Consider the following 23,375-nt stretch of genomic DNA (forward strand, 5'->3'; position numbering starts at 1 on the left):
GGCAGCTTTGTGGGCAGGTGCAAGGGGCATACCTACTGAAAGCGGGCGGTCACGTGGCCTCAGACCTGCGGTGAGTCGCCTCATGCACTGGGTGCGTCGTCATACTTGCCGCAGTCATCAAGCCTTGGATCTGAGCATATCGGGCAATAAATATGCACCACACAAATTGACCTTAAGTTAACATCAACCCCCGCCTTCTGCGCCGCAGCAATTTACCCTGCGTCAGCGCACAAAATGTCAGCAACCGATTAATATTATGTCATTTTTATGTATGCACTCGCCGCATATCGGGTTTGCGAACGCGGGGTATTGTGCATCTGCAGCATTGTGCCCATCTTGGGGTCAAGGCGACAATGTGAGCGCCAACAGAGACAACAGCGGCATTGCCGCCCCGCACCGCAGGGTTCTGCGGAAAAGATGTAAGTGAGTGAGAATATGACATACGCAACTGAAATTCTTTCTGCCCCTGTCAGCATCGCTGATCGTCTGGCAGCCCGGATCACCGTTTGGAAAGAGCAAATGCATCAGCGCGCCCAATATCGTGAAACTGTGCGCGAACTGAACGCTCTGAGCGACCGCGAACTGAACGACCTGGGCATTAGCCGTGCGTCGATCCGCTTCCTGGCCCGCATGGCGGTTAACGACCAATAGGTTTCCTGGCCACCGCCTACCTCCTCCCAGGTAGTGGCTTCGATTGGCGGCGGGACCGACCTCCTCCCCGGTTCCGCCGCACAATCAAAAAAGTTTCGGACCTTCTTCCTCCTCCCTTGAAGGTCCGCGGGTCGCGGTGGCGCCGTCCTCCTCCCTGGCACCACCGCACCCCCAAGATCCGGTTTGCCCCACCTCCTCCCGGGGTTAAGCCGATACGGTGACGGGTCTACCTCCTCCCAGACCCTGAACCACATGACGTCGGGTCTCTACCTCCTCCCAGAGCCCCGCTTCACATAGAAACGGTGGCGCCCACCTCCTCCCGGGCGTCACCGTTTTTTTTTGGCACACCGTACTTCGCACGATCCGCAGACGCCTGCCCGGCATACCGGGCCTGCAATTTTGTCGATTGATTTTCGGGCGCAAGACGGGATAGCTCGTTCCATGAAACCCAAAATCCTAACGACGCTGCGCGACTATGATCGCGACCAATTCGCAAGCGACCTGATTGCAGGTGTAACCGTTGCCATGGTCGCCTTGCCGCTAAGCCTTGCCATTGCGATCGCGTCCGGCGCAGGGCCGGAGAAAGGGCTTGTCACCGCAATTGTTGCGGGGTTTCTGATTTCGCTTCTCGGAGGTAGTCGGGTTCAGATTGGCGGCCCAACCGGTGCGTTCATCGTCGTTGTCTATAGCATCATCGCCGATCACGGATATGACGGGCTGGTTCTGGCGACACTTATGGCCGGAGCGATTATGGTAGTCGCAGGCTATCTGCGAGCGGGCAGTCTGGCAGCCTATGTGCCCGAGCCCGTCATCAACGGCTTCACGATTGGCATCGGTATCATCATCGCCACCAGTCAAATCAAAGACCTGTTCGGCCTGTCTATCGCCGAGGTGCCGGCTGAGTTCTTCGCGAAGATCAGCACGCTTTGGACCGCTCGCGACACGCTAAGCTTCCATGCACTCACGATCGGACTGGTGACGATGGCTTTGATCGTCTTTCTGCGGCGACTGGCCCCCAGATTTCCAGGTCTGATTGTTGCGGTGGGATTAACGTCGGCTGCCGTCGCATTTGCCGCGTTGCCTGTCGACACGATCTTTTCGCGGTTTGGCCCGTTACCCGGCACTTTACCACTTCCATCCTTGCCCCAAATCAACCTTGCGCGGATCACTGAACTGCTGCCTTCGGCTATCGTCATCGCCTTTTTGGCAAGCATTGAATCGCTTCTGTCAGCAATGGTCGCGGATCGCATGATCGGCGGAAAACATCGCCCTAACGCCGAGATCCTGGCACAAGGCTTTGCCAATATTGGGTCTGCCCTGTTTGCCGGTCTACCCGCCACCGGGGCGATTGCGCGCACGGCAACCAATGTGCGCGCGGGCGGCAAGACACCAGTTGCGGGGATCATACACGCACTGACCATTCTTTTGGTCATGCTGCTGGCAGCCCCTCTTGCCGGATATCTTGCGATGCCTGCCTTGGCGGGGCTGTTGATCCTGACCGCCTGGAACATGAGCGAGCCGCAGAAATGGCGCGGCTACATGCAGGGGCGGGTGTCGGACCGTGTGCTGCTTTTGCTGACACTGGTGCTGACGGTGTTTGCGGACCTGACGATCGCCATCGGCGTCGGTGTCTCGGTCGGGTTGGCGCTGCGCCTGCGCCGCCATGGCGCCGAACCCGAGAAGGACTGGACCCCGCCGGACCGTTGACGCGCAGCCTTAAAACGGCACGTCGCCCGCTTGCGCCGCCGGCACGATGAACTTCGACACGACCTTTTTCGCGCCCGCCTTGTCAAATTCGATATCCAGCTTGTCGCCTTCGATGCCCATCACCGTGCCATAGCCGAACTTGGTGTGAAACACCCGATCACCCTGCGTGAAGGACGAGACGGCCGTTGCATCAATCACCAGCCCGCGCGATTCGTTGGGGCTTGGCTTGGCACGCAGCGCGCCCTGCGCCTGCATCCGCTTCCACCCCGGCGAGTTATAAGCGTCCGCCCGGCTGGCGCGGTCTTCCAACGGTGAATTGCCGCCGAAATCCCCGGCCATGCCACCATAACCGCCGCCGTAAAGGCCTGGCGCCGTCAGCACCTCGACATGATCCGCGGGCAATTCGTCGACAAAGCGCGAGGGGAGTTGCGACTGCCACTGGCCGTAAACGCGGCGATTGGCGGCAAACGAGATTGTGCAAATCTCCTCGGCCCGTGTGATGCCCACATAGGCCAGACGGCGTTCTTCTTCGAGGCCCTTCAGCCCGCTTTCATCCATCGAGCGTTGGGACGGGAACAGCCCATCCTCCCACCCCGGCAGGAAGACGGCAGGAAACTCCAGCCCCTTCGCGCCGTGCAGGGTCATGATGGTCACTTTTTCTTCGGCGTCGTCGGTGTCATTGTCCATGATCAGGCTGATATGCTCCAAGAACCCTTGCAGGTTTTCGAAGCTTTCCAACGCCTTGACCAGTTCCTTGAGGTTTTCCAGCCGCCCCGGTGCCTCGGGCGTTTTGTCGTTCAGCCACATCTCGGTATAGCCGGATTCTTCCAAGATCACCTCGGCCATTTCGACATGGGTGTCTTCCTCGGCGCGCAACTGAGCATACCAACGATCAAGGCCCGCGACCAGTTCGGCCAAACCCTTGCCGCCCTTGCCCTTGATCGCGCCGCTTTCGACCGCAATCCGCGCGCCTTCGACCAGCGACACGCCGTTTTGCCGCGCCAAACCCTGAATGGTCTGCACCGCCTTGTCGCCCAGCCCCCGGCGCGGGGTGTTGACGATGCGTTCAAACGCAAGATCGTCGTCTTGGGATACCGCCAGCCGGAAATAGGCCATCGCGTCGCGGATTTCCAAGCGTTCGTAGAAGCGCGGGCCGCCGATGACGCGGTAGGGCAGACCGATGGTCAGGAACCGATCCTCGAACGCGCGCATCTGGTGGGAGGCACGGACGAGGATGGCCATATCGTCCAGCGACATGGGTGCCCTGCCCCGCGTGCCCGATTGCAGCGCCTCGATTTCTTCCCCGACCCAGCGCGCTTCTTCGTCGCCGTCCCAATGGCCGATCAGGCGGACCTTCTCGCCACCCTCGGCGTCCGTCCAAAGCTCTTTTCCCAACCGATCTTGGTTGCCCGCGATCACACCGGACGCAGCGGCAAGGATGTGCGCGGTCGAGCGGTAGTTTTGTTCCAGCCGGACCACCTTCGCGCCGGGAAAGTCCTTTTCAAACCGCAGGATATTGCCCACTTCGGCCCCGCGCCAGCCATAAATCGACTGGTCATCATCGCCCACACAGCAGATGTTTTTATGCCCCGCCGCCAGCAGGCGCAGCCAGAGATATTGGGCGACGTTGGTATCTTGGTATTCGTCGACGAGGATGTAGCGAAACCAGCTTTGGTACTTGGTTAATATATCGTCGTGTTTCTGGAATATCGTGACCATGTGCAACAGCAGGTCGCCGAAGTCGCAGGCGTTGAGGGTTTTCAGCCGCGCCTGATATTGCGCATAAAGCTCAGGGCCGCGACCGTTGAACGCGTTGGCCTCACTCGCGGGCAGCACCTCGGGCGTCCATGCGCGGTTTTTCCAGTTGTCGATCACGCCCGCGAGCAGCCGCGCGGGCCAGCGTTTTTCGTCGATATTGTTGGCGGCAATCAGCTGTTTCATCAGCCTGATCTGGTCATCCGTGTCCAGAATGGTGAAGTTTGTTTTCAGCCCCACAAGCTCGGCATGACGACGCAACAACTTCACGCAAATCGAATGGAACGTGCCCATCCATGGCATCCCTTCGACCGTCTGGCCCAACAGGCCGGCGACACGCTCTTTCATCTCGCGCGCAGCCTTGTTGGTAAAGGTCACGGCGAGGATCTCGTTCGTCCGCGCCTGCCCGGTGTTCAGAAGATGCGCAATCCGCGTGGTCAGAGCTTTCGTCTTGCCGGTGCCCGCCCCCGCCAGCATCAGCACCGGACCGTTCAACGCCTCGACCGCTTCGCGCTGCGCCGGGTTCAGCCCGTCAAGGTAAGGCATCGGACGCGCTGCCATCGCCTGTTGCGACAGGCTGGGGCGGGCGGCGGCCCCAAAGGCGTCGTCTTCGCTGAAATCACTCATGGTCGCTCTTTATCAACGGGGGATGCGGGTGGGAAGAGTGTTCCACGAATGTTCTTTGCGCGCAAACCGATTGTCGCCTGCGGGCCGAAATTCTCCGCCCCCTTAAGGGGGCGTGGCGCACCCTGCCCCTATATATAATGACACGCCATTGACAACCTGCCCCTTCCCGACCCATCTAACGCCTCCAGAAAGACTGCCATTATTCCATGGCGCGTTTGAGTCGAGAGGAAGTTCATGCCCGTTGTCGTCGTAGAAAGCCCGGCCAAAGCCAAGACCATCAACAAGTATCTTGGGTCGGACTACACCGTTCTTGCCTCTTACGGTCACGTGCGCGATTTGCCGCCCAAGGATGGGTCCGTCGATACCAACGCCGATTTCGCGATGAAATGGGAAATTGGTCGCGACAGCGCCAAACATGTGCGCGCCATTGCGGATGCGTTGAAGAACGACAACAACCTGATCCTCGCCACCGACCCCGACCGTGAAGGCGAAGCGATTTCGTGGCACCTTGAAGAAGCCCTGCGCAAGCGGCGTGCGATCAAGCAGGACACACCGGTCAGCCGCGTTGTGTTCAACGCGATCACCAAATCCGCCGTGACCGAGGCGATGGAGCATCCCCGCGACGTCGACACCGATCTGGTCGAGGCCTATCTGGCCCGCCGTGCGCTGGATTATCTTGTAGGGTTCAACCTGTCGCCTGTCCTCTGGCGCAAACTGCCCGGCGCGCGGTCTGCCGGTCGCGTGCAGTCTGTCTGCCTGCGCCTGATCGTTGAGCGTGAGGAAGAGATCGAGGCGTTCAACGCACGCGAGTATTGGTCTGTGAAAGCGCTGCTTTCAACACCACGTGGACAAGAGTTTGAGGCGCGTCTGACGGTTCTGGGCGGCCAGAAGCTGGACCGGTATGACCTTGAGAACGAGACCGCAGCTGAAATGGCGGTGCAGGCGATTTCATCCCGCGACTTGTCGGTGCAGTCGGTGGAGGCCAAACCTGCCACCCGTAACCCCTCACCACCCTTCATGACCTCGACCCTGCAACAGGACGCCAGCCGCAAGTTCGGCTTCGGCGCGCGTCAGACCATGTCGACGGCCCAGCGCCTCTATGAAGCGGGCTATATCACTTATATGCGGACAGACGGGATCGACATGGCACCCGAGGCCGTGGCCGCTGCGCGGGATGCGATTTCGGATCGCTATGGCAGGGAATTCATCCCGGCCAAGCCGCGCATCTATAAGAACAAGGCCAAGAACGCACAGGAAGCGCACGAATGTATCCGCCCGACGGACATGACCGTTTCCGCGAGCGATCTGGCGCGGTTGGAACCCGATCAGCGCAAACTTTACGACCTGATCTGGAAACGCACGCTGGCCAGCCAGATGGAAAGCGCGAAGTTCGAGCGGACCACCGTCGATGTGGGCTCATCCGACGGTCAGGTCGTGCTGCGCGCCACCGGTCAGGTTGTCGTGTTCGAAGGCTTTTTGAAGGTTTATGAAGAAGGTCGCGACGATCAGGTGGTGGATGATGACGACAAGCGCCTGCCCCAGATCATGGAAGGCGAAAAGGCCGAGAAGAAGGGCGTCACGCCCGAACAGCATTTCACCCAGCCCCCGCCCCGCTATACCGAGGCCACGTTGGTGAAGCGGATGGAAGAACTGGGCATTGGGCGGCCCTCGACCTATGCATCCGTCATCACCACGATCCAGGATCGCGAGTACGTTCGCAAGGACAAGAACCGCCTGTTTCCCGAGGACAAAGGCCGCATCGTCACCATCTTCCTGATGAACTTCTTCCGCAAATATGTGGGGTATGAGTTCACTGCCAACCTGGAAGAAGAACTGGATGAAATCTCGGCGGGCGATGCGGATTATAAAGAAGTGCTGGCGCGCTTCTGGCGCGATTTCTCGGCAGCGATTGCCGAAACGTCCGAATTGCGAATCTCGGAAGTGCTGGACAAGCTGGATGCCGCTTTGGCTCCTCAGCTTTATCCGCCACGTGAAGATGGCTCCGACCCGCGCATCTGCCCGAAATGTGGTCAGGGCAAACTGCATCTGAAAACCTCGCGCACCGGCGGGTTTGTCGGTTGTGGCAACTACCCCGAATGCACCTATACCCGCCCCATCGCAGGCGAAGGTGCCGAGGGCGATGAACGGATGCTGGGTGAAGATCAAGGCGACGAGATTTGGCTGAAATCCGGTCGTTTCGGCCCCTATGTTCAGCGCGGCGAACCGACGCCTGAGAACAAGAAACCTCCACGCGCCAGCCTGCCCAAAGGGTGGGACAAGGACGCGATGGATCTTGAAAAAGCGCTGGTGCTGCTGTCCCTGCCGCGCGAAATCGGCGAACATCCCGAAGGCGGTATGATCAGCGCGAATTTCGGGCGCTTTGGCCCTTACGTCATGCACAAGCTGCCCGACGACGCCAAACCGACTTATGCCAATCTGAAAGACCCCGATGATGTGTTCGAGATTGGCATGAACCGCGCGGTCGAGATGCTGGCGGAAAAGCGCGCCAACCCTGGTGGGCGCGGTCGTGCGGCGGCCAAGCCCCTGAAAGAGCTGGGTGAGCACCCCGAAAGTGGCGGTCCGGTGAATGTGATGGACGGGCGCTATGGGCCATATGTGAAGTGGGAAAAGATCAATGCGACAATTCCCAAGGATGTTGACGCGGCGGACATGACGATTGAGATGGCGGTCGCGCTGATTGCGGAAAAAGCCGGCAAGAAAAAGCCAGCGAAAAAGAAAGCCGCGCCGAAGAAGAAAGCGGCGGCAAAGAAGAAACCCGTCGCGAAGAAAAAGCCCGCTGCCAGCAAGGGCTGACGGCGGGCGGAGTGCCTCGGCTCAGGTCAGAAAATTTGTCAGAGCCCGGCATCACATGCCAACCGGCGAATTCGTGAGTTGAAACACGCGCATGTGTCGGATCGAATGCGGCCGGACGCAATCGAACGGTGGGCTTTATCATGTCACCCATTCCATCGCGCCGCGCGGTGATCAAGGGTGCCACAACATCGTTCGCGCTGCCTGGATCTGGCTTTGCCACCCCCCATCATCGAAACCGCCAAGCGCACTGCGTCCAGCTTTACCAACCAGGAATGACAGGACCATTTCGAAAAGCTGGATCGTGTAACGATTGACTGCGACACCGTTTTGCGCGCTTAGCATTTCTGGAGCGCGGACGGCAGCGCTTATCGCATCTATCCGACCTCGATGCCGATGACGGACGAGTTGACCAGGACCGGATACACCAGGATCGTGCGCAAGCGTGTGGTCCCCGACTGGAACCCATTCCCCCGCGTGCTTGAGCGCAACCCGAAACTGAAATCCCCCCGTCCGGCTCCGGCAATCCGCTGGACACGCAGGCGATATAACTGGATTGGCCCGCCCAGTTGATCGACGGCGCGCACGTTACGCGCAAAACCGGGCAGCGCGGCTTGGACAGGTGCACCGGTTTTAACAACAGCCCCATCGTCGAGCTGTTCCCGATACGCCGGTCGGCGGTCAGGTTCGGATGTCTGATCTGGAATCTACGCGGCGTGACTAAGCCGCGTCCTCGTGTCCCGGTGGATGGTCATGCTGGTCGTCTGGGCCAACCAGAAGCTCTTCGACCACCGCCCCCACCAATTGGGTCCGGTTCTTCACTCCAGCCTTGCGATAGATTGCATTATTTTGCGACTTGACGGTGCCTTGGCTGGTGTTTCGCGCTTCAGCGATCTCGGCGACCGTCATACCCCTGACAGTCAAAAGCGCAATATCCTGTTCGGCCTCGGTCAACGACCATTGCGCAAACAGGGCTTGCAGCATCGCAGTAAACTCGCCTTTCGCCGCGCGAAGAAGTCTTTCAACCTCGGCGTTGCGTGCGTGAAGGACGCGGTGACTGTACCACAGAAGCAAGCCACCGATGATGAAGCCGACCAAGGTGGCAAGCTCGACCATCTCGTGAACGATCCAGCCGGAATTCAGCAGGTAGAAGCCGGTGATTTCACCCACCAGCTCCTCCAGAAAAGCCAAGGCCGACAGAATGTATATCGCAACGCCAATTCGGGTAATCGTTTTTGGTTTCATGTCGGCCTCGGATGTTGGTCTGTGCGGATCACGACGGATCAGTCATCATCGTCCCGGTCATCGTTGCGATCGTCGTCCCGGTCGTTATCCCGGTCGCTATCCCTGTCGTCATCCCGGTCATCGTCCCGGTCGTCGTCGCGGTCATCATCCCTGTCATCATCCCTGTCGTCATTCCGGTCATCGTCCCGGTCGTCATAGTCGTCGTCATCCCGGTCAGTCCGGTCGTCGTCGCGATCATCTTCGGGCTCAAACTTGTCGCGTAGAACCTCGCCATTCTTGCCCAGCACGATTTCACGCTCGCCCTTCGGACCTTCGGCTTCAATCCGCAGATTGCCAAACAGGCTGCGCTTGATTTTGATTTCAGTAAACCCCTCGGCGCTCAACATTTCGATGACCTCGTCACGCGTGGTCTGGGCGCTGGCCGGGGCGGCGAGCATCGCCAACACAATTGCGGTGACAAAGGCATTTGACGTATTCATCTTGGTCATGGTGGTCTCCGTTGCTTTTCAGTTGATGCAACAAGCTATTGGCACATTCCGTTGCTGCGATACTGGACTTTGGATCATCCACGGCGCAACCAACCAAAGTTATAGACGCCCAATCAGGTAGAAATACGCAGACCGCCCTTCCACGCACGGGTTTCGTTGACTTTGCAATGCCCCCACGCCAGAACAGACGCGAAACTGACGAGAGGTAACTTTCATGAAAAAGGTATATGGCAGCGCCGCCGACGCCCTTGATGGGCTTTTGAGCGACGGGATGCTGATTGCCGCCGGGGGCTTTGGCCTGTGCGGCATTCCAGAATTGCTGATCGACGCGCTGGTCGAAAGCGGCGTCAAGGACATAACCATCGCATCGAATAACTGCGGCGTTGACGGCTTCGGGCTTGGCAAATTGCTGGACACGAAGCAGATCAAGAAAATGATGTCGTCCTATGTGGGCGAGAACGCCGAGTTCATGCGCCAATACCTGTCGGGCGAGTTGGAGCTTGAGTTCAACCCCCAAGGCACCCTGGCCGAGCGCATGCGCGCCGCCGGTCACGGCATCCCCGGTTTCTATACCAAGACCGGCGTCGGCACCGTGATCGCGGAAGGCAAGGACGTAAAGGTCTTCAACGGCGAAGAATACATCCTTGAAGAAGGCATTTTTGCCGACCTGTCCATCGTGAAAGCATGGAAGGCCGATGAAACCGGCAACCTTGTGTTCCGCAAGACCGCCCGCAACTTCAACCCGCCCGCCGCGATGTGCGGCAAGGTTTGCGTAGCCGAGGTCGAGGAAATCGTGCCGACCGGCTCGCTGGACCCGGATGCGATCCACCTGCCGGGCATCTATGTGCATCGCATCATTCAGGGCGATCACGAAAAGCGTATCGAACAACGCACCATTCGGGAGGCATAAGATATGGCTTGGAACCGCAACCAAATGGCCGCCCGCGCGGCACAGGAACTGCAAGACGGCTGGTATGTGAACCTTGGCATCGGTATTCCGACGCTGGTGTCCAACTTCATCCCCGAAGGGGTTGAAGTTACACTGCAATCGGAAAACGGCATGCTGGGCATGGGCCCCTTCCCGACCGAAGCCGAGATTGACGCCGATCTGATCAACGCTGGCAAGCAAACCATCACCGAACTGCCCCAGACCTCGTATTTCGACAGTGCGATGAGCTTCGGGATGATCCGGGGCGGCAAGATCGCGATGGCGATCCTTGGCGCGATGGAAGTGGCGGAAAACGGTGATCTGGCGAACTGGATGATTCCCGGCAAGCTGGTCAAAGGCATGGGCGGCGCAATGGACCTTGTGGCTGGTGTTGGCCGCGTGGTGGTCGTGATGGATCACACCAACAAGCACGGCGATTCTAAGGTGTTGAAAGAATGCACCCTGCCGCTGACCGGCAAGGCCGTGGTGGACCGTATCATCACCAACCTTGGTGTTCTGGACGTGGTCGAAGGTGGCTTGAAGATCGTTGAAACTGCGGATGGCGTGACCGAAGACGAACTGCGCGCCGCGACCGAAGCGACCATTGTCAACTAAGCGGGATTGACAACGAAGAAAAGGCTCCGTTCGCGGGGCCTTTTTTGTGGCCCAGCCTAAATGTGCAGCTTGGAAGGCCGGAACATCGTGTTCATCGCATCGCTTTCGACATCCAGAACACGCGGTTTTCGGATCGCGGGTAATACGCAAAGGTCATAGATCTCGGTTGCAACGCCATCCAGCACGATCTGATGTTCAATGTCACCCGTGTCCAGATTGATCACCGAGATCGAGCATTCCGGCTCAACCCCCATATCCTGAAGGCGCTGGTTCAGCGGAGTGCCGTCATTGCCTTCGAACACACCGCTCTGTCTGGGTCGAGATGCACCCACCAATGCGTAGTTTTTCCAAAATGCAATGCCACGGGTGAACCCCGGAACGAAACAGATTGGCCTGTACTCGCCCGTTGAACGGTCAACTTCGCCAAACTCGCCCTGCCCGCTATTGGCAACATAAAGTCGCCCGTTATGAAGCTGCGGCGAATGCGGCATGTGCAGACTGTCACACAGAATATCGTTGCTCTGCACATCTATCACCAACCCGGCGCTTTGATCTTTCGGAAGCGCGCGCCAGCCCTCTGGCACATTCGTTTCTGCAAAGCAGGTGACATATTTTGGCACACCGTCTTCAAGCGCCAGACAGTTCAAATGACACCGATCGCCATAGGCAAACTCGCTGATGAAGGGCGGTTTCCAAATCGGCTCGAAGCTCCATTTCTCGTGCAAGCGCCCGATGCAGTTGAACTGACAGGCGATGAAATACACACCATGGTCACTGACACGCAGATCATGCAGGTTGATATAGCCCGTCGTGGTTGCCCCAATGGGGGCAAAGACGGCGTCATTGCCCTGCGACATCTGGCCCTTGTCCAAGAAGTTTTCGAACCGCCAGATTTGCTTTTGGCTGGCCATCCACAATGTGCCCCCGTGTAGGCTCAATCCCATTGATCGGGGGAAATTGGCATCCGACAAAACAAACTGGCCCGCCTCGTTCACGCCGATCATGAACAATTTGCCGATATGGTAGGTGTTGAACACCAAAGAGATTCGGTTTTGCGTCAACCAACCACGAAACCCGTCGCTGGGTTGCAAACGCACACTGCCCTTGGTCAGCGCAGGGGGCTTTGGAAAATTCAGGTCCACTTTGGTGTTGTCATCTTCGGCTGCGTCCGTCACTTTTTGCTCCGTGTCCAGTTTGGCAGGCCGATACTGTTATCCAGAGCGGGTGCAGTCGAGGGGAAAATAAGCTGGTCCGGTTCAGGTAAGGGGTAAACGCATGACAAAAGATGACGACACGGGCGGCCTGATCGAGGTATCACCGCTCTATCCCAATGACGATGTCCTGCGAGTGTTCGGCGAACTGGCCTTTCTCGCCTTCTATTCCAACGTCTATGGCAACTGGTCCGCGCGCGCGATAGCGAAAGCGTTTGAACCTCCGATCTATCTGAAACAGTTCAACATTTACCGGGCACGTGACGTGCCGCGCGGCCTTGTCACCTGGGCCAAGCTGGATGCAGCCGCCGAGAAAAAACACCTGTCCGGCAGTGGGCTGGACGAATTCGACGAATGGCGGTCGGGCGATCAGCTTTGGATCATGGACATCATGGCACCGTGGGGCCATGGGGCCGAGATCATCGAAAACATCAAGTCAACCATTCAGGAAGACAGCGTAAAGACCCTGCGCATTCACAAGGGCCAGAAGAAAATTCTGGAATGGCACCGCGCGCCCGGCAGTTCGAAATGGAAGATCCGATCGACTGTGGTCGCGTGATTTGCCGCCGATTTCCAAGAATTCCCCTTTTCTGCTTCAACAAATTGCCAGAATATAGTTGAAGTATTAACAAAAGCGCGGATGCCACCAGACGACGGACCGCAAGAGTTCGGGCCTTAAGCGCCCTTGGTCCATATTGTGCCGCGTGAAGGAGAAGCAATCATGGTCAGCCTATCAGGTGCGACGACCGCCTCGATCAACGAGGGCCTGCCCGGAACAGGCAATGTCAGCGCCAGCGGTTCCGTGATCAACACCGAACCCGGCACCTATAGCTGGATTGCGGGGGGATACGATATCCTGTCCGCCCCCTCGTTCGGGACGCTGACCATCACCCAGAACACCGCCAATGACGAAGGCGGCTATACCTGGTCATTCGTTGTGGACAGCGACGATCCTGCTTTAGATGGGTTGGACGCAGGTCAAAGTCTGGATATTACCTTCAATATCAGGGTCCGCGACACATCGTTCAACAACGCAAATGGCTATGCTTCAACAGTGAACGGAACTGCCGTCGTTGACACCCATCAGGTGACGATCACCATCTTTGGCGAGACCGAGGTGTGCTTTGCCCGGGGCACCGACATCCTGACCGATCTCGGCCCGCGTCGGATCGAGACATTGCGCGTTGGTGATCTGGTCTTGACGCGTGACAATGGTTTGCAACCGCTGCGCTGGATTTCCGCCTCAAAAGTCTCGCAGGACCGACGGCGCGGTAATTCACAGCTGGATCCGGTTGCCATTGCACCCGACGCCTTTGCGCCCGGCGTGCCAAACAAAACCCTGCGCGTGTCACCTCAGCACCGATTGCTGATGGAAGGTCCGCAAGTCAATCTTTTATTGGCACAAGATGCCGCCCTTGCCAGCGCGAAAAGCCTTGTGAATGGCGACAGCATCTATGAATGCGGCGCCGAAGTCGCGGATCTGGAATACTGGCACATCGTGCTCGATCAGCACGAGATCGTTTTTGCCAATGGCTGCCCTGCCGAGACACTTCATTTCGGCGACGTGGCCTTGTCGACCCTGACCAAAGCGCAGATGGAAGAGCTTGACGCCATCTTCCCCGACCTGACCAAACGACAAGGAGATCTGGCGCATGCCGAGATGCGCGGGTTTGAAGGGCAGGTCTTGTCGCGCGCCCTGAAGCCGACACCGGCGACACCCGAAGATCGCGCGGTCTGATCCGGACATATCGTTGACCCGGCACGTCCCCGGGTATGTCCCGGTGTAGCGGTTGAACCGCGCTGTCGCTTGTGCCGCTGCAACCGGCAAAGCATACGCGCCTTATTCGCTCTCGCTTTTGCAACGATGCTTTCATATTCTCGCCGCAATCCCCCGCCATAAGCCGGGCAATGACAATGAGCAGCACAAACCCCATATCTTCCACATCAGGGAAACAATCTGCCCCTGATGCCAGCCCCACCCGGCGGCTGCGCGATACGCTTGTGCTTCTGGGATTGTTTGGTTTGGTGCTGGTCGGATTGATCGGTCTGGCGGCTGCAACCGGATGGGAAGAGACCCGCGCCCAGTTGGCCAAGCTGACTGCCGTGCAATTCGCCGCTCTGCTGGCCCTCAGCCTTGTGAATTACCTTTTTCGAGGTCTGCGCTGGCATATCTTTGCGCGCAAACTGGGCCTGCCCACGGGTCTTATCCAAGACCTCCGCCACTTCCTTGGTGGCTTTGCCATGTCCGTGACCCCCGGTCGCGTGGGCGAGCTGGTGCGGATGCGCTGGCTGAAGCGCGAAACAGGCTGGGCATTTGAGCGCACCGCGCCACTGGTGCTTGTAGATCGCGCATCTGACCTGTCGGCGATGGCGTTGATCCTTGGGCTGGCGCTTGCTTTTTCAACCACGGGCATCGCGGGGGGCTTGCCTGTAACCGTGCTCGCCCTGATCGCTGCCTTCGCTGCCACCCGCCCACGCCTGCTGGGCTGGTTTGCCACAATGGGTCACAAGATCACTGGCCGGTTTGCGCGGCTTTGGGCCAAGGTCCGGCGCGCTTCGCTGTCGCTGTCGGCGTTTACCTCACCTACTTTGATGGCTCTCGCCGCGATGATCGGGGTCATTGGCTGGATCGCCGAAGGCTATGCCTTTCACCTTCTTTTGATGTGGATGGGGGCCGATATCGGTTTTGCCAAGGCCGTTGCGATCTTCGTTTTCTCGACACTTGCCGGTGGCCTGACCGGTGCACCGGGCGGCGTTGGCGGTGCCGAAGCCGCCATGATTGCCCTGCTTGCGATGGAAGGTGTGCCGCTTGAGGTCAGCGTCCCCGCCACCGCCATCATCCGCGTAACAACCCTTTGGTTCGCCATCGGGATTGGCCTTCTGGTCTTTCCCGTCGCTGAGCGCAACTCTTTGAGACATACACATGGTTTGGAAAAAGACTAAGTATTCCGGCTGGGGCCGGGTTCAGCGTGCAACCGCCGAATTGGCGCGTCCAGAGCGCGCCCGCAGCCTGAAAGCAGTTGTGGAAACCCACCCCTGCCCGGCGATAGGCAATTGCCGGTCCTATGGTGATGCGGCGCTGAACGACGGCGGGCGCGCCATCGACATGACACGTATGAACCGCATTATCGACTTTGACGCCGGCAGTGGTGTTGTGACGGTCGAGGCTGGCATCACCATCGGTGATCTGGCCCATGTCTTCGCCCCGCGCGGATGGCTGCCCGCCGTCATGCCCGGCACCGGGTTTGCCACCGTTGGCGGCTGCATCGCGCAGGACGTGCACGGCAAGAACCACCATAACGAAGGCAGCTTCGGCCAGCATGTTCTGTCCGTCACCCTGCTGACTGGTGACAAGCGCACCGTCGCCACCCCCTCCCGTAATGCGAGCCTGTTTCGCGCCACGATGGGCGGGATAGGCCAAACCGGTGTGATTGCCGAGGCGAAATTGCAACTCAAACCCTGCCCCGGCGATGTGATGATGGTCACAGAACGCCGGGCCGAGGATTGGGATGAACATATCGCCCTGCTGGACGGCAGTCAGGCGACCTATTGTGTGGGCTGGATCGACACCACCGCCAAAGGCGCAGCCTTGGGGCGCGGGGTCATAGAAGAGGCCGAATTGGCGGCGGGCCTGCTGCCCAAAGCGAAACCGTCGAAGAAAATCCCGCTGGATGCACCTAAATTCGCCCTGTCCAATCCCGTCGTCCGGGCCTTCAACAACGCCTATTATCGGCGGGTGCCAGGCTCGGGCCGTTCGTCCGTCAAGCGGATCGACGACTTCTTCTTCCCGCTGGACAAGATCCACGACTGGAACCGCCTGTATGGCAAACGCGGGTTTTACCAGTTCCAGAACGTCGTGCCGCTGGATCAGGCAGATGCCTTGAAAGCGATGCTGGAGCTGATCGCAGGCGCTGGTTTGTCCTCGCCGCTGGCCGTGCTGAAACGCATGGGGTCAGGTCGCGCGGGGCATATGAGTTTCCCGATGGAAGGCTACACGCTCGCCGTCGACTTTCCCGCCCGTGACGCGGCTGTGGACCTGATCGCGATGCTTGAGGATATGACCATGGACGCAGGCGGGCGGCTTTATCTTGCCAAGGACGCGTTGGCCACCGGGCCCGCGATCAAGGCGATGTATCCCGAACATGGCGACTGGGTGAAACAGGTCAACAAGGCCGACCCGGACCACGCGCTGGAAACCGATATGGTGCGCCGCCTGAACCTTCGCGAGGCAGGGTAAGAGATATGACAAAGACCAAACAGAACCAGTGCTGGATCATCCTTGGCGCAACCTCCTCAATGGCGCGCGCTTTTGCGCAGGCCGTGGCCGATCAAGGGGCCAGCGTCATTCTGGCAGGCCGCGATATGGACGATCTGAAACGCTCGGCCTCTGACCTGACCGCCCGTGGGGTCAATGCCGCGGCGGTCAAATTCGATGCGCGCGACATCTCGACATTTCAACCCATCATCGACCGGGCGGCGTCTGAGGATGGTGTAATCAACGCTGCTGTCTTCGTCGGCTCGATGCCCGCGCAAGAAGATATCGACGCGGACCCGTCCCTGATCGAAGGCGTGGTGAAAGACAGCCATACCGGACCAGCCGCGTTCCTGACCATGCTGGCCCCGATCATCGAAGACCGGGGCGCGGGCACCATCGTGGGTGTCGGATCGGTTGCGGGCGACCGGGGGCGGATCGGCAACTATGTCTATGGCTCTGCCAAGGCGGGATTTGCCACATATCTGTCCGGTCTGCGCAACCGCCTGACAAGCGCGGGTGGCCATGTTGTGACGGTGAAACCCGGTTTCGTGGATACCGCGATGACATGGGGGATCGAAGGAATGTTTCTTGTCGCCCCCCCGAAAAAGGTCGCCGCCGACATCCTGAAAGCCGTCGAAAAACAGCGCAACGTGATCTACACGCCGTTCTTCTGGCGCTATATCATGCTGATCATCCGGCACATCCCGGAGTTCATTTTCAAGAAGATGTCGATCTGATCAGCGGCGTCAGCCAACTCCGAACCACTCCTGCCAAAGACCTGCGGCATAGAACATGATCGAGATGGTCATCAGCATCAGCCCAATACCCCGCTTGTCCTTCATCGCAAAGACAATCGGGTCATAGTCCTGCTTGCCATACCAGCCAAGGCGCACCATACGGATCATCCACCAGGCCAGCGGCAGACCTGCCACCCACATCAGCCATTGCGTCTTGTAAAGCGACAACGCCTGTTCGGTGAATGAATACAGGAAAAAAGCCACCAGCGACGCCACCACACCCAGCGAGGCGACGTTCAGCAGATCGGGCCGGTCCGGGCGCCCATACCCCCGCCCCGGCAAACGCTCGTCCGATGTGGCAAGGGTCAACTCGGTCAGGCGCTTCACACAGCCAAGAGCCAGGAAAACCGGGAAGATGAACACAAGCAGATAGCCCGACACCGGAATACCTGTCGCCGCAGCGCCCGCCACGACACGAAGTGTATAAAGCGATGCCAGCACCGCGATATCCACCCAGCGCATTCGTTTCAGCTTCAGCGAATAAGCCAGCGACAGGGCCATATAGAAGCTGACCACCCCGAAAAACGCCCCGCCCAGATAGGCCGCGATACCCAGCGCGATGGCAGCCAGGACAAAGAAGGACACCATCCCCACCTGAATCGGAACCGCACCCGAGGCAAAGGGACGCTTGCATTTCTTGACGTGTAGCCGGTCGGCCTCAAGATCCAGAAGGTCATTGACCAGATAGATCGAGGACGCCGCCGCCGAGAAACTGATTACGCCCAGAATGGCCAGGATGAACGTGTTCAGGTCAAAAGCGTGACCGGCAATCATCGGCACGAACAAAAGCACGTTCTTGACCCATTGATGGGGGCGGAAGCTTTTCAGCACGTCTTTCATGCGCCAGCCACCGTCGATCTGGGTGACGGGCTTGCCTTGCGCCTCCAAAGCCTTGGCGGAACGCGGATCGCCCACAACAAGGGCGGCATCGGCATGATCCCACACCGCGCGATCCACCGGGGCATTGCCCGCATAGTGGAACCCGCCCTCACCATAGGCTTGCACCAGCACTTCGGCTTTGCGCACGCCTTTCAGGTTGGTGCGCCCGTCCGAGGCAAAGACACGCTCTGACAGACCATGCTGTACCGCCAGTTGCGCCACGACACTATGATCCGATGCCGACGCCAGCACGACCTCGCGCCCTTCGGCCTGCGCGGCGCGGGCAACCTCAAGCACATCCGCTTTGACGGGAAGTAAATCGGTGCGCAGCGCTGCGATGCGGGCAAGTTCCGCTTTCAGGCGCGCGGGATCGCGGAAATGCGCAAGGCTGGTTTTCAGCGTGCGGATCGGGTCGCGGCCAAGGCCCGCCCAAAAACATTCGAACAAGATATCCGTCCGCAGGAATGTTCCGTCCACGTCCAATACGAACGGTTTCTTGGTCAACTCTTCGGCCATCTCGTTACGATCCATTCACTGCAAATACACATCCGTCCGACAACAGTTCTGGCGGGGTCAGACACAGCCCGCGCGCAACCTTCCAAGCGGCCAGAACCTTCGGCACATAGGCACGGGTCTCGGCATAGGGCGGAACGCCGCCACTGTCCTTCACCGCATTCTCGCCTGCGTTATAACCGGCCAGGGCCAGGATTGGATCACCATTGAAGTGGTTGATCAACCAGTTCAGGTAGGCGACACCGCCCTTGATGTTCTGGGCGGGGTTGTTGCTGTCCTCGACACCGAACCGGGCGGCGGTATCTGGGATCAGTTGCATCAACCCCTGCGCGCCTGCTTGGCTTTCCACATTCACGCGCCCGCCGCTTTCCACCGAAATCAAGGCCAGCACCAACGCGGGGGACACGGGAGTGCCGATCGTCGCCTTCAATATGTCGGTGCCATGCGCCTGTGCGATGGATTGCAGATGTTGCAGGCGCGGCTGCACCAACCCCTCTTGCGTATCAAGCAAATCAAGGGCGACACGCACGTTTGCGGGACCAGCCTTGTCCAAACGCGGCGATACGGTGGTCCAGAACCAATCCCATTCGGTGGGCAGAGGCGTGGGGACAGCGGCTGCAACTTCCTCGACCATATCCTGCTTTGGAAATTTTGGCGCGAGTGCCGCTGCCTGGGCAACGGGGTCAATCTGAATGGTGATGCGCCTGGCCCCGGCTTGCGGCACCGATACGCGCTTGAAGGTAAAGTCGGGAAAGGGCGCTGGCGTGTTGTCCGCCTGCGCCTGAACCCCCATCGCGAAGGTCAGGAATATGCTTATGCTCACGAAGCGCCGCATTTGCGGTTCACTGCTCTGCCTCGAATTGTTTTGTTGTTTGTTGCAGATTTCGCCTGTCAGGGCCAGATTTACCTGATATTGTTCACAAGTTTTGCGGGCAACCGCGCAGGATTATCACAGACCATAGATTTTTATGAATTTTATTTTTTATTACTTTCAATATCTTAACCCAACAAAACCTTAAAAATTGGTTAAGCCAGAAAAGGTACGAAACCTGCCCAACTCTCGCCCCAATCAAAGGGCTAATTAGGTTTCATGCCAAGCAGCGCTGCGGACGGCAACAAGTTCAGGCGCCAAGGTGAACGAAACGAAACAACACCTTTCGGAGTGAGACAAATGAAACTGTATAACCTGATCAAGACTTTCCAAGCTGATGAAGACGGCGCTGTCACCGTGGACTGGGTCGTGCTGACCGCAGCCATCGTGGGCCTCGGCATCGCGGTTCTGACATCGGTCTCGGGCGGCACAACGTCGCTGGCAGACAAGATCTCGTCCTCGCTGTCCAACATGTCGATCATGAGCTACTAAACAGTCGCCTGATTGTTTGATAGTTAGCAAAACCGCGCCATTCCGGCGCGGTTTTTTCTCGCGCCCAAGGTGCTATGATAAATACTTTATGAATGGCACTGGAAATTGTTGACGTTTCCTGTGAAGTTCACCCTAAATTCACGCTTTATACTTCAAATTGCCTCAATTCGTGTTGACATGTAGATGGGGGAGTTGGTGTGTGATGCCTTTGGCGTCTTGTAGTGGGAAAGGAACTTAAATGCGTTTGCTCTTCGGACTCGTTCTGATCATTGGTGTCGGCCTGGCGGGGTTCGCGGTCTATATGGCCAAGGACTACATCGGCGATTTCCAGACCCAGCTTGATGCTGAACGCGCGGCGCGCGCTGCCATCGTTCCGACGGTTGATGTGTTCGTCGTGAACCGCCCACTACGCTATGGCGAACAAATGACGGCCGACGATATCAGGGCTGTGAAATGGCCCGAGAACGCAATCCCAGAAGGCACGTTCGGCAAGATCGAAGACATTTTCCCTGACGGCGAAAAGAAATTCCGCACCGTGCTGCGCGCGATGGAAAAGGACGAAGCCCTGCTAGAGGTCAAGGTAACAAAACCTGGTGCGGATGCCGGCGTGTCTTCGCGTCTGGCGACGGGGATGCGCGCCTATGCCATCAATGTGGATGTCAGCTCAGGCGTGTCCGGCTTTCTGCGACCAGAAGACCGCATCGATGTCTATTGGTCCGGGCGCGGCTTTGACGAGTTGGGTGAAGGCCAGGCAGTCACCAAACTTATCCTGGCGAATGTTCATATCATCGCCGTCGACCAGATTGCGGACACGGATCGCACAGGTCCGACCATCGCACGGACCATCACTGTTGAAGTGACCCCCCGGCAAGTGGCCGCCCTTGCTCAAGCCCAGTCCAGCGGGCGCTTGTCGCTGGCGCTTGTGGGCACGCAGGACGAAACTGTCACCTCTTCTGTCGAGGTGGGACAAGGCGAAATCATGGGCGAAGTGGTTGGTGTGCAAGAAGAGGTGTGCACCATTCGCACCCGTCGTGGCGGCGAGATTATCGAGACGCAAATCGCCTGCCCAGAGTGATTTCACGATCAGCGCAGTCATGTCGCGACAACAGGACTGTTGCGACATGTCCACATGAAGCCTACCCAGCAAGGTATTGATTCTTGCATTATTTCGATTTCTGACGCAGTCTGCCACGCAATCGGGTAAAAAACCCACCAAATCGGGCACAAGACCCGGAGCAGTCAAGTGGGCAACACCCACGCTATCCACACGTGGTCAGAGAGGCAGGATCACATGAAAGTTGATCGATTTATCAAGGCAGCCCTATTGGGTCTGACGCTCGGGATCGGCGTGCCAGCGGCATCTTCCGCTGAAACGCTGCGCGTCATGAGCGGCGCACCATCCGGTGCGTTGAAAGTCCCCATGAACCGGGCTGTGGTCGTCGAAAGCGACGTCCCCTTCGCCGAGCTTTCCATCGCCAACCCCGGCATCGCGGACATCTCGACCCTGTCGGACCGCACGATTTATGTGCTGGGCAAGACACCAGGGCGCACGACACTGACCCTGCTTGGGGCTGATGGGAAGCTTATCACCAATGTCGAGGTGCATGTCGCGCCGGATATCGCAGAGTTCAAGGAACGCCTGCGGCAAATCCTGCCAGGCGAGCAAATCGAGGTGCGCACCGCCAATGACGGGATCGTGCTGTCAGGCATGGTCAGTTCGATCCAGCGACTGGATCGCGCCTTGGATCTGGCCCAGCGATATGCGCCCGAACGGGTGTCGAACCTGATGACCGTCGGTGGCACCCAGCAAGTCATGCTGAAAGTGCGCTTTGCCGAGATGGGCCGGTCGGTTCGCAAATCGTTGTCCAGCTCGTTGCAGCTTGGCGGCACCATCGGTAATGTTGACGCGCTTGGAGCATCGGGCACTTTGTTGAGCCCGGCAAATGCCAGCCGTAGTCCCGGCGATCCGATCAACGTAGCTTCTGGGACGCAAGGCGGTATGATCCTTGGCTTTAACGCGGGCGGCCTCAGAATGAATGTTCTGCTCGAAGCCCTTGAAACAAAGGGCGTTGTGCGCACCTTGGCTGAACCGAACCTGACTGCACTGTCAGGCCAGGAGGCATCGTTCCTTGCAGGTGGCGAATACCCCCTGCCCGTCTCTAACGGTGACAACGAGATTGCTGTGACCTACAAGCCCTTCGGTGTTGAACTGACATTCACCCCGACAGTGCTGGCTGATGACGTGATCAACCTGCAACTGAACGCCGCCGTGTCGGGTCTGGATGAATCCGTCAGCTATAACAATGGCGGCTTCAGCATCAACGCGTTCCGCCGCCGCGAAACTTCGACCACGGTCGAGATGCGGGACGGCGAAAGCTTCGCCATTGCTGGTCTGATCGAGGACGATTTTCAGGACAATATCGGGGCGGTCCCATGGCTGGGCGACATCCCGGTGCTTGGCGCGCTGTTCCGATCAACCGAATACCAACGGTCGCAGTCTGAACTGGTGATCATCATCACCGCGCATCTTGTTACCCCGACGCGCGGCGAAGCGCTGGCGGTTCCGACTGACCGGATCCGCCCACCGTCTGAGCAGGATTTGTTCCTGTTCGGCAATACGACAGCCTCGAACCGACCCAAAACCGGGGCGGCGGGCGAAGTGGCGCAACAGGACTTCTCCGGGTCCTATGGCTATGTGATGGAGGACTGAGATGCCCATTGAACGTATCAAACCAGTGCTCGCTGCCACCTCGGCGATTGCCATTCTGACGGCATGTTCCGGTGCGGATGTGGCGTCGAAATCCTGGTTCGTCGAAGCAGGTGCACAACTGGACGAAGGCGGGCTGGGGCAACCCACGGCCTATAACACAGGCGTCCAGAACGGCCAGATCAATCCGACTGTTGCGCTGGCCAACCGGTTCAACCAAGAATCGCAGGACACCGTCAACTTTGCTTTCAACAGCGCCGCGCTGGACAACACGGCGCGCGCCATTCTAAGCCAGCAGGCCCATTGGATCGCCCAGTTCCCCGAACTGCGCTTCCGCGTCTATGGCCATACCGATCTGGTTGGATCGAACGCCTATAACAAGCGTCTTGGCTTGCGCCGGGCCAATGCGGTGGTGAATTATCTGGTCGCCAGCGGGATCAGCCGGTCACGACTGGAAGCCGTCGTCAGCTATGGCGAGACCCGCCCGCTGATCGTGACGCGTGCGCCTGAAGTGCGCAACCGTCGCACGGTGACGGAAGTCACCGGTTTCGTGGGTGGTCGCAAACCCACGGTTCTGGACGGCAAGTATGCTCAGGTCGTATATCGCGAATATATTGGCAGCGCGGTGCCCCTGCCGATCATCTCGGCCGGGACCGCGGGATCAATCGGCGAAGGCACCTAACCTGCACAGACGACGAAAAGGCGCGGCTCGCTCGCGCCTTTTTCATGCAACCTGCCCCGGATCGCCACATTTTCGCCGCATTCTGGGCCGAGAAGCTGGGACACCGCAGGAAAGCTCTCGCTGTGAACATATTCATTTCAT

Annotated in this window: 20 protein-coding genes; 14 read left to right on the forward strand and 6 right to left on the reverse strand. The window is 58.7% G+C overall.

What is annotated here, in order from left to right; translation table 11 throughout:
* Positions 1-435: 435 nt before the first annotated feature.
* On the forward strand, positions 436-651 hold the full coding sequence (locus AC13C8_RS17045; protein ID WP_482848504.1) for a DUF1127 domain-containing protein: 216 nt from the start codon (positions 436-438) through the stop codon (positions 649-651).
* A gap of 441 nt (positions 652-1,092) precedes the next feature.
* Positions 1,093-2,358, forward strand: coding sequence for a SulP family inorganic anion transporter (locus AC13C8_RS17050; RefSeq protein WP_482848505.1), 1,266 nt, complete (start codon positions 1,093-1,095; stop codon positions 2,356-2,358).
* Positions 2,359-2,367: 9 nt separating this feature from the next.
* Here the strand turns inward: AC13C8_RS17050 and AC13C8_RS17055 are convergent, their stop codons facing one another.
* Complete coding sequence (locus AC13C8_RS17055; RefSeq protein WP_091429364.1) at positions 2,368-4,740, reverse strand: ATP-dependent helicase; 2,373 nt, start codon at positions 4,738-4,740, stop codon at positions 2,368-2,370.
* Between the two features lie 234 nt (positions 4,741-4,974).
* Here AC13C8_RS17055 and topA point away from each other — a divergent pair, with 234 nt between their 5' ends.
* A complete protein-coding gene (gene topA, locus AC13C8_RS17060; RefSeq protein WP_482848506.1) occupies positions 4,975-7,554 on the forward strand; it encodes a type I DNA topoisomerase in 2,580 nt (859 codons plus the stop codon).
* Between the two features lie 717 nt (positions 7,555-8,271).
* Here topA and AC13C8_RS17065 read toward each other — a convergent pair.
* Positions 8,272-8,796: a helix-turn-helix transcriptional regulator gene (locus AC13C8_RS17065; protein ID WP_091429359.1), complete on the reverse strand. Its 525-nt coding sequence runs from the start codon at positions 8,794-8,796 to the stop codon at positions 8,272-8,274.
* Between the two features lie 38 nt (positions 8,797-8,834).
* A complete protein-coding gene (locus tag AC13C8_RS17070; RefSeq protein WP_482848507.1) occupies positions 8,835-9,284 on the reverse strand; it encodes a hypothetical protein in 450 nt (149 codons plus the stop codon).
* A gap of 214 nt (positions 9,285-9,498) precedes the next feature.
* Between AC13C8_RS17070 and AC13C8_RS17075 the strand changes: the two genes are divergently transcribed.
* Complete coding sequence (locus tag AC13C8_RS17075) at positions 9,499-10,194, forward strand: CoA transferase subunit A (protein ID WP_091429356.1); 696 nt, start codon at positions 9,499-9,501, stop codon at positions 10,192-10,194.
* Positions 10,195-10,197: 3 nt separating this feature from the next.
* A complete protein-coding gene (locus tag AC13C8_RS17080; RefSeq protein ID WP_091429354.1) occupies positions 10,198-10,827 on the forward strand; it encodes a 3-oxoacid CoA-transferase subunit B in 630 nt (209 codons plus the stop codon).
* A 56-nt stretch (positions 10,828-10,883) separates the two neighbouring features.
* On the opposite strand, the gene AC13C8_RS17085 is transcribed toward AC13C8_RS17080, so the two are convergent.
* The gene (locus AC13C8_RS17085) at positions 10,884-12,002 is read right to left on the reverse strand and encodes a TIGR03032 family protein (protein ID WP_482848508.1); all 1,119 of its coding nucleotides are present in this window, start codon (positions 12,000-12,002) and stop codon (positions 10,884-10,886) included.
* Between the two features lie 100 nt (positions 12,003-12,102).
* Between AC13C8_RS17085 and AC13C8_RS17090 the strand changes: the two genes are divergently transcribed.
* The 5 genes from AC13C8_RS17090 (at position 12,103) to AC13C8_RS17110 (ending at position 17,030) form a co-directional block, all read left to right on the forward strand.
* A complete protein-coding gene (locus AC13C8_RS17090; protein ID WP_482848509.1) occupies positions 12,103-12,597 on the forward strand; it encodes a toxin-activating lysine-acyltransferase in 495 nt (164 codons plus the stop codon).
* A 162-nt stretch (positions 12,598-12,759) separates the two neighbouring features.
* Complete coding sequence (locus AC13C8_RS17095; RefSeq protein ID WP_482848510.1) at positions 12,760-13,776, forward strand: Hint domain-containing protein; 1,017 nt, start codon at positions 12,760-12,762, stop codon at positions 13,774-13,776.
* 176 nt (positions 13,777-13,952) lie between these two features.
* Entirely contained in the window at positions 13,953-14,981 is a 1,029-nt protein-coding gene (locus AC13C8_RS17100) for a lysylphosphatidylglycerol synthase transmembrane domain-containing protein (RefSeq protein ID WP_322787718.1), read from the forward strand.
* Entirely contained in the window at positions 14,962-16,275 is a 1,314-nt protein-coding gene (locus AC13C8_RS17105) for an FAD-binding oxidoreductase (RefSeq protein ID WP_482848511.1), read from the forward strand. The genes AC13C8_RS17100 and AC13C8_RS17105 overlap by 20 nt, the downstream gene beginning before the upstream one ends.
* Before the next feature lie 5 nt (positions 16,276-16,280).
* Positions 16,281-17,030, forward strand: coding sequence for an SDR family oxidoreductase (locus AC13C8_RS17110; RefSeq protein WP_091429344.1), 750 nt, complete (start codon positions 16,281-16,283; stop codon positions 17,028-17,030).
* 9 nt (positions 17,031-17,039) lie between these two features.
* Here AC13C8_RS17110 and AC13C8_RS17115 read toward each other — a convergent pair whose 3' ends face one another.
* Positions 17,040-18,500: a UbiA family prenyltransferase gene (locus AC13C8_RS17115; protein ID WP_482848512.1), complete on the reverse strand. Its 1,461-nt coding sequence runs from the start codon at positions 18,498-18,500 to the stop codon at positions 17,040-17,042.
* Positions 18,490-19,317: a lytic transglycosylase domain-containing protein gene (locus AC13C8_RS17120; RefSeq protein WP_482848513.1), complete on the reverse strand. Its 828-nt coding sequence runs from the start codon at positions 19,315-19,317 to the stop codon at positions 18,490-18,492. Before AC13C8_RS17120 ends, AC13C8_RS17115 begins: the two co-directional genes overlap by 11 nt.
* Before the next feature lie 336 nt (positions 19,318-19,653).
* On the opposite strand from AC13C8_RS17120, the gene AC13C8_RS17125 reads away from it, so the two are divergent.
* The 4 genes from AC13C8_RS17125 (at position 19,654) to AC13C8_RS17140 (ending at position 23,234) form a co-directional block, all read left to right on the forward strand.
* Positions 19,654-19,845, forward strand: a complete 192-nt coding sequence (locus AC13C8_RS17125) for a Flp family type IVb pilin (RefSeq protein WP_091429340.1) — start codon at positions 19,654-19,656, stop codon at positions 19,843-19,845.
* Positions 19,846-20,083: 238 nt separating this feature from the next.
* Positions 20,084-20,920, forward strand: a complete 837-nt coding sequence (gene cpaB, locus AC13C8_RS17130; RefSeq protein WP_091429338.1) for a Flp pilus assembly protein CpaB — start codon at positions 20,084-20,086, stop codon at positions 20,918-20,920.
* A 216-nt stretch (positions 20,921-21,136) separates the two neighbouring features.
* Positions 21,137-22,555, forward strand: a complete 1,419-nt coding sequence (locus AC13C8_RS17135) for a type II and III secretion system protein family protein (protein ID WP_482848514.1) — start codon at positions 21,137-21,139, stop codon at positions 22,553-22,555.
* A gap of 1 nt (position 22,556) precedes the next feature.
* A complete protein-coding gene (locus AC13C8_RS17140) occupies positions 22,557-23,234 on the forward strand; it encodes an OmpA family protein (protein ID WP_482848515.1) in 678 nt (225 codons plus the stop codon).
* Positions 23,235-23,375: the final 141 nt, after the last annotated feature.

The organism is Aliiroseovarius sp. B-4, from assembly GCF_056857795.1.

Bases quoted from the DNA above. Each gene is read 5' to 3' on its own strand.
- AC13C8_RS17080 (WP_091429354.1), top strand. From the start codon at position 10,198: ATGGCTTGGAACCGCAACCAAATGGCCGCCCGCGCGGCACAGGAACTG.
- AC13C8_RS17110 (WP_091429344.1), top strand. From the start codon at position 16,281: ATGACAAAGACCAAACAGAACCAGTGCTGGATCATCCTTGGCGCAACC.
- AC13C8_RS17065 (WP_091429359.1), bottom strand. From the start codon at position 8,796: ATGAAACCAAAAACGATTACCCGAATTGGCGTTGCGATATACATTCTG.
- AC13C8_RS17075 (WP_091429356.1), top strand. From the start codon at position 9,499: ATGAAAAAGGTATATGGCAGCGCCGCCGACGCCCTTGATGGGCTTTTG.
- topA (WP_482848506.1), top strand. From the start codon at position 4,975: ATGCCCGTTGTCGTCGTAGAAAGCCCGGCCAAAGCCAAGACCATCAAC.
- cpaB (WP_091429338.1), top strand. From the start codon at position 20,084: ATGCGTTTGCTCTTCGGACTCGTTCTGATCATTGGTGTCGGCCTGGCG.
- AC13C8_RS17050 (WP_482848505.1), top strand. From the start codon at position 1,093: ATGAAACCCAAAATCCTAACGACGCTGCGCGACTATGATCGCGACCAA.
- AC13C8_RS17140 (WP_482848515.1), top strand. From the start codon at position 22,557: ATGCCCATTGAACGTATCAAACCAGTGCTCGCTGCCACCTCGGCGATT.
- AC13C8_RS17055 (WP_091429364.1), bottom strand. From the start codon at position 4,740: ATGAGTGATTTCAGCGAAGACGACGCCTTTGGGGCCGCCGCCCGCCCC.
- AC13C8_RS17070 (WP_482848507.1), bottom strand. From the start codon at position 9,284: ATGACCAAGATGAATACGTCAAATGCCTTTGTCACCGCAATTGTGTTG.
- AC13C8_RS17100 (WP_322787718.1), top strand. From the start codon at position 13,953: ATGAGCAGCACAAACCCCATATCTTCCACATCAGGGAAACAATCTGCC.
- AC13C8_RS17125 (WP_091429340.1), top strand. From the start codon at position 19,654: ATGAAACTGTATAACCTGATCAAGACTTTCCAAGCTGATGAAGACGGC.
- AC13C8_RS17115 (WP_482848512.1), bottom strand. From the start codon at position 18,500: ATGGATCGTAACGAGATGGCCGAAGAGTTGACCAAGAAACCGTTCGTA.
- AC13C8_RS17090 (WP_482848509.1), top strand. From the start codon at position 12,103: ATGACAAAAGATGACGACACGGGCGGCCTGATCGAGGTATCACCGCTC.
- AC13C8_RS17105 (WP_482848511.1), top strand. From the start codon at position 14,962: ATGGTTTGGAAAAAGACTAAGTATTCCGGCTGGGGCCGGGTTCAGCGT.
- AC13C8_RS17120 (WP_482848513.1), bottom strand. From the start codon at position 19,317: ATGCGGCGCTTCGTGAGCATAAGCATATTCCTGACCTTCGCGATGGGG.
- AC13C8_RS17095 (WP_482848510.1), top strand. From the start codon at position 12,760: ATGGTCAGCCTATCAGGTGCGACGACCGCCTCGATCAACGAGGGCCTG.
- AC13C8_RS17135 (WP_482848514.1), top strand. From the start codon at position 21,137: ATGAAAGTTGATCGATTTATCAAGGCAGCCCTATTGGGTCTGACGCTC.
- AC13C8_RS17045 (WP_482848504.1), top strand. From the start codon at position 436: ATGACATACGCAACTGAAATTCTTTCTGCCCCTGTCAGCATCGCTGAT.